The sequence below is a fragment of the Bdellovibrio sp. SKB1291214 genome (genome assembly GCF_002209355.2).
GTDB lineage: Bacteria > Bdellovibrionota > Bdellovibrionia > Bdellovibrionales > Bdellovibrionaceae > Bdellovibrio.
The window spans coordinates 1,076,994-1,091,823 of sequence record NZ_CP106855.1 but is presented as its reverse complement, the minus strand read 5'-3'; the positions used below and the strand labels follow the sequence as shown (position 1 = coordinate 1,091,823).

13 protein-coding genes are annotated in these 14,830 nt (G+C 45.7%); 5 read left to right on the top strand and 8 right to left on the bottom strand.

The window, feature by feature from the left end; genetic code table 11:
* Position 1 precedes the first annotated feature (1 nt).
* From B9G69_RS05410 to B9G69_RS05380, 7 genes are all read right to left on the bottom strand, one after another.
* Positions 2-763, bottom strand: coding sequence for an RsmE family RNA methyltransferase (locus B9G69_RS05410; protein ID WP_088615487.1), 762 nt, complete (start codon positions 761-763; stop codon positions 2-4).
* 11 nt (positions 764-774) lie between these two features.
* A complete protein-coding gene (locus B9G69_RS05405; RefSeq protein ID WP_088615486.1) occupies positions 775-1,683 on the bottom strand; it encodes a 50S ribosomal protein L11 methyltransferase in 909 nt (302 codons plus the stop codon).
* On the bottom strand, positions 1,676-2,344 hold the full coding sequence (locus B9G69_RS05400) for a hypothetical protein (protein ID WP_088615485.1): 669 nt from the start codon (positions 2,342-2,344) through the stop codon (positions 1,676-1,678). The genes B9G69_RS05405 and B9G69_RS05400 overlap by 8 nt, the downstream gene beginning before the upstream one ends.
* Before the next feature lie 72 nt (positions 2,345-2,416).
* On the bottom strand, positions 2,417-2,686 hold the full coding sequence (locus B9G69_RS05395; protein ID WP_088615484.1) for a hypothetical protein: 270 nt from the start codon (positions 2,684-2,686) through the stop codon (positions 2,417-2,419).
* Between the two features lie 124 nt (positions 2,687-2,810).
* Positions 2,811-3,704, bottom strand: coding sequence for an EamA family transporter (locus tag B9G69_RS05390; RefSeq protein WP_088615483.1), 894 nt, complete (start codon positions 3,702-3,704; stop codon positions 2,811-2,813).
* A 2-nt stretch (positions 3,705-3,706) separates the two neighbouring features.
* On the bottom strand, positions 3,707-4,627 hold the full coding sequence (locus B9G69_RS05385) for a pseudouridine synthase (protein ID WP_088615482.1): 921 nt from the start codon (positions 4,625-4,627) through the stop codon (positions 3,707-3,709).
* On the bottom strand, positions 4,582-5,631 hold the full coding sequence (locus B9G69_RS05380) for a hypothetical protein (protein ID WP_088615481.1): 1,050 nt from the start codon (positions 5,629-5,631) through the stop codon (positions 4,582-4,584). The genes B9G69_RS05385 and B9G69_RS05380 overlap by 46 nt, the downstream gene beginning before the upstream one ends.
* A gap of 91 nt (positions 5,632-5,722) precedes the next feature.
* Between B9G69_RS05380 and B9G69_RS05375 the strand changes: the two genes are divergently transcribed.
* From B9G69_RS05375 to B9G69_RS05360, 4 genes are all read left to right on the top strand, one after another.
* Positions 5,723-6,226 carry a hypothetical protein gene (locus tag B9G69_RS05375; protein WP_088615480.1) on the top strand — a complete coding sequence of 168 codons (504 nt, stop codon included), beginning with the start codon at positions 5,723-5,725 and terminating at the stop codon, positions 6,224-6,226.
* Positions 6,227-6,393: 167 nt separating this feature from the next.
* Positions 6,394-9,720 carry a Calx-beta domain-containing protein gene (locus tag B9G69_RS05370; protein ID WP_265437994.1) on the top strand — a complete coding sequence of 1,109 codons (3,327 nt, stop codon included), beginning with the start codon at positions 6,394-6,396 and terminating at the stop codon, positions 9,718-9,720.
* Between the two features lie 64 nt (positions 9,721-9,784).
* Positions 9,785-10,564, top strand: a complete 780-nt coding sequence (locus B9G69_RS05365) for a substrate-binding periplasmic protein (RefSeq protein ID WP_088615478.1) — start codon at positions 9,785-9,787, stop codon at positions 10,562-10,564.
* 99 nt (positions 10,565-10,663) lie between these two features.
* A complete protein-coding gene (locus B9G69_RS05360; protein WP_088615477.1) occupies positions 10,664-12,010 on the top strand; it encodes a hypothetical protein in 1,347 nt (448 codons plus the stop codon).
* A gap of 45 nt (positions 12,011-12,055) precedes the next feature.
* Here B9G69_RS05360 and B9G69_RS05355 read toward each other — a convergent pair whose 3' ends face one another.
* Positions 12,056-13,858 carry a protein-disulfide reductase DsbD family protein gene (locus B9G69_RS05355; RefSeq protein WP_088615476.1) on the bottom strand — a complete coding sequence of 601 codons (1,803 nt, stop codon included), beginning with the start codon at positions 13,856-13,858 and terminating at the stop codon, positions 12,056-12,058.
* A 103-nt stretch (positions 13,859-13,961) separates the two neighbouring features.
* Here B9G69_RS05355 and motA point away from each other — a divergent pair, with 103 nt between their 5' ends.
* Positions 13,962-14,828, top strand: a complete 867-nt coding sequence (gene motA / locus B9G69_RS05350; RefSeq protein WP_088615475.1) for a flagellar motor stator protein MotA — start codon at positions 13,962-13,964, stop codon at positions 14,826-14,828.
* The last annotated feature ends 2 nt before the right edge of the window (positions 14,829-14,830 follow it).

The window sequence follows — 14,830 nt, the reverse complement described above, 5'->3', positions numbered from 1 at the left end:
TTTAAACCATCAGATCAAAGTCATACTTTAGGACTGATACCAGGGCCATGCAAGCCGTTTCAACTCGCAAAACCTGGGGTCCCAAGGTGACTGGATGAAGGCCTAGGTCCTGGAATTTTTGAACTTCAGAGTGGGAAAAACCGCCCTCACTGCCGACGATAATCCAAATGTTGGAAATGCCAGCGGGGTGGGATTGCTTGGCTTTGGAGACGTATTCTTTAATGCTAAGCGTTGATGGGCCTTCATATGCAAATAGACCCACAGAAGAGTCATTTTGGTTAATGATTCCAGCCAGCTTATCGAAGTTCATGACAGGGTGAACCTTCATCAGGTCACCACGGCCCGATTGTTGAGTCGCCGATTTGACGATTTTATCCCAGCGCTCAGTTTTGTTTTCAGAAATTTTTTCGCCAGAGCGAACAAAACTGAATTCAGAGAAAAACGGTTGGATCGACTTTACACCCATCTCCACAGCCTTTTCCATAACCGCATCCATGACAGGAAAGCGTGAAACAGAAAGTACCAAGTGCACATGGGGAGTTTTCAATTGTGGTATGTCACGCTCTTCGATGATGCGAGCCACGGCTGCTTTTTTTGAAACCTGCGTGACTTCGACAAAGTAGGCCTTGCTGTCTTCAGTCAAGACTTCGAATTTCGAGCCTTCTTCCTGACGGCAGACATCGAAGATGTGATGGAATACATCTCCCGTGAAATTAACCTGATCTCCGAAAAGATCTTTTTTGTCGATCCAATAGCGTCTCATCGAAAAATACCTTACGCGTTTTCTGTAGATTTAGCCCAGTATCCAACCCATTCGTCTTTTTCAAGGCGACGAACAACTTCAAGGTTTGTTCCTTCAAAGAATTTTTCAAAGAAGTGGTTGTCACGCTCTTCCAGTATCCCAGTCAGCAATATGTGACCACCTGGTTTCAAGACGCGCAAAAGATCTTTTTTGATATTAATCAAAACGCCGTCGATGATGTTGGCAACCACAACGTCGTAAGGCCCGCGGATTTCATCAAGTTGAGTTTCGGGAATGTCGATCTGAGTAAGGTTGTTCAATTTCACGTTATCGCGAGCAACACGACGAGCTTCAGGATCGATTTCGATACCTGCTACCAAGCCCATGCCGCTCATTTGTGCTAGCATCGCAAGAATTGCAGTTCCAGTGCCAACATCAAGCAACGCCCAGTCAGCCAAATTTGCTTTATGTTTTTCAGCGAGCTTATTGATGAAAAAAGCCATCATCTGAGTTGTCGCATGAGTTCCTGTACCGAATGCCATCCCAGGATCGATATAAATCGCATGTTTGCATTCAGGTGGCGGGGTCAACCAAGATGGTACAACCCAGAAATCGCCGATCAAACGGAAAGGAACGAATCCTTTTTTCCATTCTTCAAGCCAGTCTTTGTTTTCTTCTTCGAAGATTTGCCATCTGATCAAAGCGTTGTACTCTGTTAAACCTTTGAAAAAGTCGGCATCAGGATTTGTTGGGAAGAATACGTCCAAGTCGTGAGTTGCTACGTTAACTAGCGTTGGATCGTAAGTAAGATCGGGTTGTGTAAATACCAAAGCTTCAGTCACGCCAGAGGCGCCACAACTGAAGCTGTGAGTAGTGATGACATCTTCAAGATCTGCAGGAACTTGGCTTAGGCGAACACGGAAATATTTATTTTCACTCATGCCCCGAGTTGTTACCAGAATCCGCCACTTTTTCAAGCTTTTCCCCAGTCGAAACGGGAGCTTGCGCAAGGGCTTTTTCAGGCGACGTCAGACTCAAGGAAGCCTGTAAATCCTTCGCAGCAGGAGCCATTGGCGCGGTCGAAGCTGTCACCGGAACGGGAGGGGCTGTGGTGACAGCAACGGCTACAGTTGTTGCATTGGTTTGAGCTGAAGGCGCTTCCGCGACCTTTTTCTTTTTAGGTTTGGAATTATCAATAAAGGAGCCGCGAGTTTCGATTTTATCACCGGTCATAATTCCCACTTGTTCAAGCATCGGAAGCTCGTCACGGGAAAGCAGGTTGAATTCACGGGCTACCGCGACTTTGTCATAAACTGCGATAATTTTAAGCTGTCCTACTGGAACCGTAATTTCGCCAACAGCATTGGCGCCCGAGGCATCGCGCACATTGATTTTGCGAACCGCTGTTACGACAAGATTCTTTTTAAGGCCGGAGCCGCCGTCGATGGCAATATAGAAGTCCTTATAAGGCTCTTCGTCATTAGCCAACGTGATGTTACGACGGACATCGACGATTGTATTTGCAGCACTGGCTGCGCGAGCAGGTGCTGGTTGAAGCAGGCTTGAAAACAATAAAGCTAGCAACATATTGAACCCTTCCATGGTTTCTCTGTTTGCTATATCGGGTGTCTTATTTTGAAACTTAAATCAGGCGGCAAGAGCTAGACTTAGGACTTACTGAGAAACGATAGCACCTTGAATCGAAGAGTAAACTTTGTACTTACCCGTGTCCGTGGTTTGCTCGATCTCGGAGAGGTAGTTACCCACAGAACTTTGGATTTTATAGCCTGAAGAAGTGGTGCCATCTTGAGTGGAGCCAGAAACCAGACCTGTGGCTTTAGAGGGAGCTTTTGCAGAGATAATGGCGTCAAGATCTTCCAAAGAAGCTTCTAATGAACAACCAGAAGCCAGAGCCATCAAGGCAAGCAACATCAGCTTTTTCATTTAGAACCTCCTCAGAAAACGAACCAGTCTTAACTACTTATCGGAGTATTTCAGTCAAAGATTAAACAATCTCATTCTGAGACTGATTGATTGCACTCGTCTTAATCTTGGGTGTTTCACAGATTTATTCATTAGGTGATTCAATGGAGCGCAATCGTGTGTTTACAACCAAAGCTGCAGCTATAATCAGAGCGCCTGCAATTTGTAGCCACGTGAGTGATTCTTTGAAAACCAGAACTCCAAGGAGTGCAGCAGTGATCGGTTCGATCATCATCAGCAATGCAACCTCAGAACTTTTTAATTTTTGCAGAGCTGCGAGCTCCATCGTTAGCGGGATGATCGTGCTGATGATAGCAATCCCAAAAATACAGGAGGCTTGAGTTGAAGTTAGATGCGGAATGTTTTCAAACTGAGGGTGGTGAAACAATGCCAACGCCAAGGCACCGAAGGTGATTACATAGAGGCTGGAGGAAATCGGACGAACATTGCGTTGAACTCTGCCAGAAACCAGAACATAGACGGCATAGCTAATACCGGAGAGCAAGCCCATTAAAACGGCCCATGCATTTCGTACTTCGATATGTCCCCACAGCAGAAGTACTAATCCTGTGGACGCCGCCACCAGACATAAAGCTTCATTGCGAGAGATCTTATCGTGAGTAAAGAAATGCGAAAAGACGTTCACCCAAAATGGATAGGTATAAAGTAACAACGCCGCTAAGGTGATGCTTAAACCATCGATTGCCACGAAATAAAGAGTCGAAAATAAACCGTAACCAAACACACCGAGCAAAGCTGCGATAACGATTTGTTTTAGGGAAAGACGAATCCATTGGGGGCGAAACAACAGCAGGAAGATCCAAATTAGCATTGCTGCAAGAGTGAATCGATAAGTTAGAAATTCGCCTATTGAAAGGCCGGACTGGAAGGCTGTTTTACCAAAGACGCCTAAAAAGCCAAAACCCACGCTGCCAATGGAAATCTCGATGGTTCCGCGCAAACGTGGGTTCATTTTCATAGCTATTTTCTTTTCGGACCTTTAGGCGCGATCAATTTTCCACCAGCATATTTCTTTTTGCCGGCGCTCATTTTTTTCTCACGCGCTTTTTCTTTTTCAGCCGCCGTCTTTTTCATTGCTGTTGCGCGGCCTTTGTAAGAATTCTTTTTAACTTTTAAATCCTCTGGATCATCGGCTAAGAAGACTCGATTTGCGGCAACGTCATTGATAAACATCAACTCGCCAGCTTTCATCGCACCCATACGCAGGCGTCCGATAGCTACACGTTGAAGTCTCATAACGTCGAAACCGATTTTCGCGAACATCTGACGGATCTGACGGTTTTTACCCTCTGTGATCACGATTTTGTACCATTCGTACTTTTCAGATTTGTTGTCGCCGGACTTTTTGATTTTTTCGATATGACGGGCAGATACTTTACCACCGACGATGGAAACACCGTCTTTCAATTTTTGAAGGTGGCGAGGCTCTGGTTTGCCATCCAATTTAACTAAGTAAGTTTTTGTAACTTCTTCTTTAGGATGGGCGACTTTGTTGGCGTAATCACCATCGTTCGTTAACAGGATCATACCTTCAGAGTCCCAGTCCAGACGGCCCACCGGGAAGACGCGTGAAGGAACATCACCAAGATATTCAGCGATTGTTGGACGACCTTCTGGATCGTCCATCGTCGTCAAAACACCCGCTGGCTTATTGAAGATAAGGTAAAGTTTTTGAGAAAGTGGTTTGCGAAGGACTTTGCCATCAACCAGGATTTTATCGTGCTGAGGGTCTACTTTAACGCCAAGCTCGTACACGCGCTTACCGTTAACCGTGACAAGGCCTTCTTCGATCATTTTGTCGGCGTGGCGGCGGGAAGCCAAACCACTGTCGGCAATTAGTTTATTAAGTCTAACTCTTTGAGAGGTGTTATCTTCAGACATTCTTCATCAGCCTCAGGTAATTGTTGAGTGATCAATATATCACTGCTGAGCGCGGATGAGGAGTTATTCTTACGATTGGCCTCCATTAGGGCGTGACGGAGGTCACGGGCCAATAAAGTGAGTAATTTATCCCCTAAAAATACGTTTTCCAAGGCTGTATCGGCTTTCCCAAGGACAACCGAAGACCATTTTGAAGCCTCAGAGTCGCCCTGTTGAACCAAATTACATGTTCTTTCGAGCTGGCTGATCAAATCCTGATAGTAAGGATCGGTACGGCGGTCGATGAAGAACTGCTCAAGACGCTTGATAGGGTATAGAATGCGGGTTTGATCCTGCAACGGCTCGTTTTTTACTTCCAAAAGCTTTTGGAAAACATATCCACGCATTAAGACGCCAGAAACTTTGTCTTTGCTCACGCGGAATTGGGCTGTGATGTAGGGAGCCACTTCGATTTTATGATCGTGGTGACTGCTTAGTTCCAACTCTGGATTGTAGTAAAGAACCAAGTCCTTGCGAAGCGGTTCCAAAGTGCCGTTGCGAATCGTGAATTTGCGATCGAACGTACGAACTTCTAAAGATTTATCGGCACGCAAGACGATAGCCACAACCCGTTTGTTTTGATCGGGAAGGATACGGAATTTATCACCTTCCTCGCATTGAGACTTAATGTATGAACTCACCGCGTCAATCAGATCGGCAAAATGCTCAAGTTCAATGATCTGCATATTTTGCGGGAAGCGGATCGGGCTTAAATCAAATTTTTGCTGATAGAAGCTATTGAAATTATCCAACAGAAACTGCACTTCATGGCCGATTTGCTGCTTATTGGAAGCCCAGTGCGGGTAATCCATGCAATAATTGAAGAACATTTCAATCAACTCAGGCGTTAAAGTGTCGTCAGGATGTGCAAATCCTCGAAGGAAATTGAAAAACGAAAGACGCGTAGGCGTATTTTGAGGATTTAAATCAGAGACGAATTTCAGCAGCTGGCCGACTTTTAACATGGCCCTAACGTATGAACATTTGAAATTTCTGTCCAGAGAAAATATGATGTTTCTAAGAGCGTCACATCAGTACCCACGGGAGGGTCGGCTTATGCATAAAGAATTAAATCCAGAATTATTTGGTGAAAAGAAAATCAGCAAGAGCTCCGGCCTGGAAACTGCGTCCCCAATGGGTTCTACAAGTGCGAACTATTTAAATACCGATCGTCAGATTTTTGAGTTGAAAGCTCAAAATCAGGCTTTAGCCGATCAAATGAACAAGATTGTGGGAACTGTGAACGAGCTTATCAAAAGTTCGAACGTTAAGTTTGAACGCAACCAAGCTCATTTGACTCGTTTGGAGCAAAGCCATAATGGATTAGCCACAGAAGCTGGCCAAAAAATCACACAGCTTTCTCAGCGCGTGAACGAACGCAAAAGCTTGGACCTGAAAGTTCAAGAAATGGTGGATCGCCACAATAACATCATCAAAAGTTTTGAAGTGCGCATGAATCACTTGCAAAAATTGTTGGCTGAAAAAGAAGCTCAAATGATTTCCTGCCAAACAGCTTTGAACGAAGCAAAAATGGAAATCGCGCGCTTGAAGCGCATGTAAAAAATCAGACAAAGTTTGGAGGGGAAAGTCGGACTTTCTCCTCTTTTTTGTATCAAACTTAAACGTGTATATAGAATTCAACGTTAATCCATCCGTGGGCCCTGTAGTCATCTGTTTCATAAGCCGATAAATACTCTAGATAGTTATTCAAATATCTGGAGTGTTTGGTGTTTAGAACGTTTGTGTTCACTCTAATATTAGGTACCTTTGCGCTCACCGGTTGCGGTCAGCTGGATGCCCGTATTTTAGGCACACGTTTGTCAGACCTACCTTCCATCGCAGCTTATCCAAAAGTCGTATCGGTCGATGCTGATGTCACGAATGCTTCGGGCGTCGGCGCATTTGCTCTTCCACGTTTTACGACGGCCCAAGTGGTTCCCATATCTGTGCATTTTTCAGGAGCTGTCGATGTCACCGGCACTCCGACAATTGAACTGGAAACCGGCACCGTAAAACGCAAAGCCAATTACGTTTCGGGTTCGGGCACAAGTACCTTGGTTTTTGAATACGCGGTGGTTGCGGGGGATTCAACATCAACGCTTGATTATACCAGTGTGACTGCTTTGGATCTTAACGGCGGTACGATCACTCCAAGTAATGGTGCGACTGGAACCTTGGATGAAGTCGCAAACTTAACGAGATTGCCAACTCCGGGGGCTACGAATTCTCTGGCGTCGACAACTCCAATATTGGTGCGCACGATTCCTGAAGTGAAAGAATTCAAAACCCCGGATACTGATGTTTATTTGGATGGTACCGGACTTGAGGTTGTTGTTAAGTACGATCAACCGATAACTGTAACCGGAACTCCGTCTATCACAGTGCGGGTGGGATCTAACAACCGGGTCGCGAATTACATCGCACAGGTCTCTCCCTCAGAGTTGTTGTTTCGGTACGAAATTATTATTGGTGACGATGATACGAACGGAATCGAATTGCCCACATCGATTACAATGACAGGTGCGACGATTCTAAATCCAGCTAATGAAGTGGCCGTAACCACTTTACCAGTCAAAGATACGACGGGTGTACTGACATATACATCAGCATTGACGGCAGAGTTTTTAAGCAGCTCCGAAATGGTCAGCGAATCTGCAGGGGATATCTACATTCCTGTTCAATTAAGTGCACCGGCACCAATTCCGTTTAAGGTTTCCGTTCAGACTTCGGGAGAAGCTGGAGATACGGATTTCACATTGATGACACCTGAGGTTCAGTTCGCCATCGGAGAACAATCCAAAACCATTCATGTGAAAATTTTGAATGATTCGGTGGCAGAGGCGGAAAAGCGTATTCGCTTGGTTCTGACGAAAAACTCACTGGGATCAGGCGGTGTACGATCGTTCCATGAGATCCATATTAACGACGACGATGGGGCTGTCGTCCCAAAAGTGGTGGACTTCCAGGCAGGCGACGGGGTTTGGTGTGCCTTGTTCGAAAATAAAGAATTGAAATGTTGGGGAGCCAACGATCGTGGTCAGTTAGGCGATGGCACTAGCGTGAACACGACTTTGCCTCCCACAACGCCCACGCTATCAAATGTAGAAAACTTTAGTCTGGGCGGTGGTTTCGCAGTCTGTGCCGTCAATACCTCAAAAGAATTGTGGTGTTGGGGGTACGATAACGATGGTTTCATCAATGGTTCGGCAGGCGCATACATCCGCACACCTAAAAAAGTTGTCAGCTCCGGCGCTGCAAAAGTTAAAATGACGGCGACAGCGATATACATGCTGAATGACTTAAATGAACTCTACGCCTGGGGACGGGATTATTCTGGCTCTTTCGGAACAGGAACGACGAGTGTCACATTGGCCTACGCATCTCGCGTGAAAATTGCGACAGATATCTCCAACTTCTGGCTTAGAAATCGTGGCAGTGTCGTGATTTGCGCAACGAAGATCAACAAGGATTTTTATTGTTGGGGACAATTAAATGCAATTGGCAAACCCATGGGTAACGTTACTCAACAACTCACATTCCCGGCTTCTCCCGTTGAAACCAATGTTATCAATGCATCAGCTACTTATTTCAGTGGTCGCATCTGTGTGCAAAAAAATAATGCCGGTACGATTGAAACACATTGTTGGGGTGACAACTATTATCGCCAGTTGGACCCCGCGAATAGCTCAACTCTGCTAACGGTTCCTACCCTGATTTCAACCGATTATAAGGACATTGCGGTTTACGATGATTATACCTGTGGTCTGAAAAGCGCTGACAAGAGTGTATGGTGTTGGGGTAACAAAACAAGTTTGCCTGCGACCGAAGGCACGGGGGCTGGGCCGGGGATAGCTATGTTTATTCCAAGTGGTGCGGCGAAGTTGTTGCCAATGGATTACACCTCTAAATCCGCTTGCGTCCTTATGGAATCGGGTTCCGTTGAGTGCTGGGGCATTGCTATGGAAGCAGAGGCGCAAATGACTCCTCTGTTCGTGCAAGATGGTGTTTCTCAGGTAGCGTTAGCTCCTAATAGCTTAGATCAACATGCATGTTTAGTCACCAAAGCCGGCGCAACACAATGTTGGGGCAGAAACGTTGTCGGTCAGATCGGGGATCGCACCAACATCGCCCGCGTGGTGCCGACTGAAGCTCTTTCAAGAAACCAGGCCGTCGTGGCGACAGCAAGAAACACAACTTGTTCATTATCTACTTATGGAGAGGTTCGTTGTTGGGGAACCAATATCATGTCTGGAATCGGATTAGGAGCATCGGCGACTTGGAATACTCCCAAGGTGCTGTTTGCAAAGGATGTAATTAAAATCAGCCTTGATGAAGACAACGGCTGTGTAGTTAAAGCTGACGGTTCGTTATGGTGTTGGGGGCTGAATACTTATAAGCAGGTTAATCCAAGTGGCAACGTCACGTCGACACCGGTTCAGGTTAAAGCGAACGGAGTACGCGATGTCGTCACTCAAGCCGGCAGCACATGTTTTATTACTACAAGCGATGAACTTTTCTGTTGGGGTCGAAACACAATGGGAGCATTAGGCCTGGGGGATACAACGAATCGTACGACCATTCCCACGACCCCGATATTGACGAATATCGCTTCAGTTGCCATTGGCCAAGATGGTGGAACCGCTTCGCGAGTGTGCGCAATCAACAAAGATAAAGAAATGTTTTGTTGGGGAAATACGGCAAGTAATATGGGAACTTCAAGCACAAGTCCTCCAAGCTCTCCAACAATGACGGAGATAGAGAAAGTCAGCATTGGCAATGTACATATGTGCGTAATTCAAGGAGCGGCTAAGCAACTTTTCTGTTGGGGAGCTAACGTGAATGGTCGCCTGGGCGACGGCACGACCACGCAGCGCGATTTCAGCTCTATGATCAGTCCTATTGCTTCAGGTGTTCAGGATGTTTCAGCTGGGGCATTGAATACGTGTGCGATTGCAAACGAAAAACTTTATTGTTGGGGAAATCGCACGGATCGAATGTTAGGTGTCGCGAACTCGATCACTTTACCAAGATCGATATTTGGATTAACAAACTAGCCCCAATGATTAACGACAGGCCAGGTTGTTAACTCAACAAGCGCCGATTTAAAATCAGAACCAGATGAAGAAACTGGTTTGGATTTTTTTATTTGTAATGATAGCGATAGCTTCTTTGCTTCTAAAAAGTACGTCCGTCGCTGATGATAATTCAGTTGTTATCCAACTGCGCTATCAGGCGCGTCCGCCTTTTTTAGAGCTGGAAAGTGGTAAGCTTGGCGGAGTGTGTGGAAGCGCAGCCACGCGAGTTCTTGAAGCCGCAGGGATTCCGTTTACCCTGGTCGAAAACCCTCCCTACCGGCAGCTCGCTTTATTAAAAACCGGTGATCACTATGATTGTTCTGTCGGATGGCTGCGTATTCCTGAGCGGGAAAATCTGTATCAGTACTCCCTGCCTATTTGTGACGATGGCGCGTGGTTGATCGTAGGTCGCAAAGGTAAAGTCGATAAAACGATAATCGATGCTAAAGACGTTCTTAGAAATCAAAATTTGACAATCGTGAATCGCAAAAACTATTCCTTCGGCAAAGAAGTGGACGCGATGATAAGAAGATTTAAAACGAATATAATATACATCGACAATGCCGAGATAACGCCACAGATGTTTGAGATGATCAGAACAGGCAGAGCCGACTATACCTTCGTTTCCAGTTGGGAATTTGAATATCTTTTGCGACGTTTTAAGTGGGCGGCCACGGATTTTGTGGTGATTCATCCGCAAGATGTTACTCCGTCCAGTCCCCGTCATATCATATGCAGTAAAAAAGTTCCTAGCGACGTGATGATGAAGATCAACGAGACTATTTCAAAGATGGGTCCTGCAGCCAAAACAGAATTCAAATAGGTTCCTAACATATTCATGACGAATGAAATCTTGTATTTGCCTTTAACGCCTGCTGAAATTTAAGGACACACAAGATCTGTCATATGTCATGGAGGCTATATGGAGTTTCTTCGTCGCGACTTTTTAAAGTTGGGGCTGGCGCATGCTATTGTTTCTGCAGCGGGAGTTCCTGCGTTTGCAGCTACGGAAAAGGATGACCGTAGTGCCGACGGTTTGCCTTTTCAAAAAGTTCAAAGGGAAACTCCGTCCATCCTGCAGGGAGCGACGGATGCAAGTCGTACCCAGTTTTCTATTCTGCACAACGTGAAAACCAAATTTAATGTCGTGGTTCGTAATTCTGCCGGCCAAGTGTGGCAACCCGAAAAAATTGAAGTCCTTACTCAGTCTTTTAGTGATCATCAAATCACCAAGGTTTATTTTGCAGGTTTGAGCTTAGGTGAAACATTTTATCTGGATCTTTTAGGGGCAGGAGATGCGGTGATCGAGCGCCGTGAGTTTGGAATGCTTGATTTAAATAAGCAAACCTTGCGCTACGCGATTTGCTCCTGCATGGATGATTCCCGTCACGAACCTAAGATCTGGCAAAACATGATTGGGCAAAATCCCGATGTGATTTTCTTTATCGGTGACTCTGCCTATTGCGACCAAGGGGAGTGTGCTTTTCCGGCAGGAGATGTGCGAAGACTATGGACGCGATTCACACAAGCTCGCCGCACCTTGGAAATTTATTATTCAAAGCGTTTGATCCCAGTATTAGCGACCTGGGATGATCATGATTTTGGTTCTGACGATGCCGATACCACAAGCTGGAATCTTATACGCGAATCACAGACAAATTTCCTTTCATTTTTTGCCCAAGGCGATGGTTATACCGAAGGCTTCGCACAAGGTCCCGGCGTAAGTTCTGTACTGCGCGCAGGTCAGCATCAGTTTCTATTAATGGACGACCGCAGCTGGCGATTGGGCAAAAACTCCACGGCTCGTTATGCACACTGGGGGCAAGAACAAGAAGAGTGGGCCCTGCAAATGATCCAAAGCTTTGAAGGCACAACTTGGCTTATGAATGGCAGCCAAATTTTTCCTAAAATGATCTATAAGGAATCGATGTCAAAGCATACGGGGCAGTTCAATGGTTTTACCAATGCTTTAAGAAAAATTCCGCGTAAAGTGATTTTTGCCTCGGGGGATGTGCATTTTAGCGAGGTCTCTAAAATCGAAAGAGCGATGTTGGGATATCAAACCTATGAAATCACTTCGAGTGGATTGCACAGCAAGTGCTTCCCTGGCCTGGATAAAATTTCTAATCATGATCGTCGTATGATGTGCACGACGAATCAAAACTATATCTTGGTGGATTCTTTTCATCGGGCAGGAACCTTTTCGGCCAACGTTTACAGCTGTTCGGCTAGGAACGTCGTGAATTTCTCCTGCCAATTGACCGTCTGACTCAAAGGGCGCGTGGTGAGTACGTTAACCACGTGCCGGTTTGTTTTATTGAGCGGCTTTTTCGAGGCGCTGTAGGAATTTGTCGGCTTTTTCAAACTGTGTCAGCGTCAAGCCATCGATCCATACACCTTTTGGATTATAAAAAATCACCGTCGGCAATCCTTGGATGTTGTATTTCTTTTTAAGTTCTTTCAGCTCTGGTGATTCTTTCGTGGCATCAAACTTTAGCAATGTAAAATTCGCAGCCATCGCGCGCACGCGGGGGTCTGTGAAAGTATTTTCTTCAAGCTCGTGACAAGCAGCACACCACTCCGCCCAGAAATCGATCATAACAGGACGGCCCTCTTTCGCCGCTTGAGCAATGGCAGCAGCAGAATAGGGCTTCCAGTCTAACATTTGAATTTGGTTTATAGAGTTATCAGCCATTACACGACCGCGGATATAAGGACGCAGGTCAAATACAGAAAGGACAACGTAGCCGATACCTACGATCAACACAGCCTGCATGATTCCTTTTTGCATGTGCTTACGAGGACCGCCGCCCTTAGCGGGCAAGAAGGCGCCGTAAATACTTGCAATGATAACTAAGCCGATACCCAGAGATCCATCAAACCAACGCACCGGCAGTAAAAGTTCTAAATAATAATAGAACGCTGACAGCATCAATGTCCCCAGGATGAATTTAAACCAAACCATCCATGGGCCGGACCGTGGCAATGACTTTACCAGCTGATTTGAAAGACCTAAGACAATAAAGATCAATCCCAGTCCCAATGCATAGAAAAACAAGAATAAGAATCCGTAAAGCATGTTCTTGGTGGAGGCCACATAAGTCAGGATCGCTACTAACACGGGGCCCACACAAGGGCTTGCCACGATGCCGGCGAACAAACCTGTGAGGTAAATTCCAAAGATCGTTTGTTTGTTCTTTTTGTTTCCGATTTTATTGCGAAGAAACGCCGGTACTTGCAGTTCAAAAAGTCCGTACATGGATAAAGCCATGGTTAGGAAGATTACGCAAACCACGGTCAACACGTAGGGATTACCCAAGGACGCACCAAACATGTTGCCACTGCTGGCAGCGACCAATCCCAAAAGCGAATAGGTTGTGGCAATTCCCAAAACGTACACACATGAAGTTAAAAAGTTTTGCAGGCGAGTTCGTTCTTCAGAGTGATTTCCTAAAACCGCTAGGGTGATGGGGATCATTGGAAAGATGCACGGAGTAAAGCTGGTGAAGATTCCGGCAAGGAAAACAAAAATCAAACCAGCCACCATACTTGATCCCAAGTATTTGGCAAAATTCGCGCTATCAAAAAATCCGTTGGGTTTATCTGCAGTGCCTGTAGGCCCTTGCAATGTGGCCGTTCCCTCCACCATCGGAGTAACAATCGGAACTTCTAAAGTTTTTGTTGTGGGGAATAAACAGAATTGATCGGAACAAGCTTGATAAGTCAGTTCCAATTTCATTTTATCGTATTTTTTCAAAAAACGAGTAGGGGCTTCGATGTGTGCGGTAAGTGTTCCTTCGCCGACTAATCCTGTGCGTTCACGTTTCGAAAATTTGTCATGCCATTTTGTGACTGGTTCCAACTTAAAAGGAGCGACTTTGAATCCATCTGGCTCGTAAATAACGACTTTAAATTGGTCCTCATACGCATGATAGTTTTCAGGCAATTTTAATTTAAAAGTGATCGAACCACCTTGGCCCGGACTCCATTCGTAGGGAAGCACTTGAGTCTCGACTAATAACGGGTCTTTTTCGGAGGCCGTAGTTTGTGCCCAGGACGTAAGACCTGCGACTAGGAAAGAAACGATGATGAAAAGGTTCTGCAGAGTTGCTTTCATATAACTGTCTTATTCCCTCTCCGGACCATGGGCAAGATTATTTGCCGATGACTCAATTCTAACATGTATCAAACCGATAGAGAAACTGAAGAGGTCATATTCTATGGGTTTTGTAGGTATATTGATAGTTTTTGCGACAGTGTTCGGTGGTTATATCGCCGGTCACGGTAAAATGGGTGTCATCATCGAGGCCGCCGGTCTTGAGATGGTTATCATCGGGGGATCTGCATTTGGTGGTTATGTCATCGCCAACCCGATGAAAATCGTTAAGATGGGTTTTAAACTTTCCATCAAAGCGATGACTGCAAAAGGTCCACAGAAGTCTGACTATGTCGAACTTTTGCAAATGCTTTTCCAACTTTTCCAAGTCTTCAGAAAAGAAGGACCTCAAGGTATCGAGAAGCACATCGAGGAACCGGAAAAGTCTGACATCTTTAAAGCTTATCCAAGCTTCATGCACAATCACCATGCCGTAGATTTTCTTTGCGACACGATGAAAGTGACATTGTCTGCGGAACTTTCTCCGTATGACGTTGATGATCTTTTGGATGCGGATATTAAAGGTATCCATGCTGAGGAACATCTTGCTCAGCATGCCATCGCCGCCGTAGCCGGTGGTTTCCCGGGTCTAGGGATCGTTGCCGCCGTACTTGGTATCGTTAAAACCATGGGTGTTTTGACGGCGGGTACAGAGGTCATCGGGGAATACGTTGCCCATGCCCTGGTTGGTACGATGTTAGGGGTTTTCTGTGCATACGGTTTGATCGAGCCAACAGCTACTAAGATCGCAGCCGATATCGAAGCAGAAGGTCGTTACTTAGGTTGTATTAAAGCGGCGTTGATCGCTTTGCAACGTGGTGCACCTCCGATCGTGTGTGTGGAGTACGCTCGTCGTTCCATCATGCCAGAGGAAAGACCAACGTTTAACGAAGTCGACAAAGCTACAAAAGAGATTAAGAAAGCTGCGTAGGA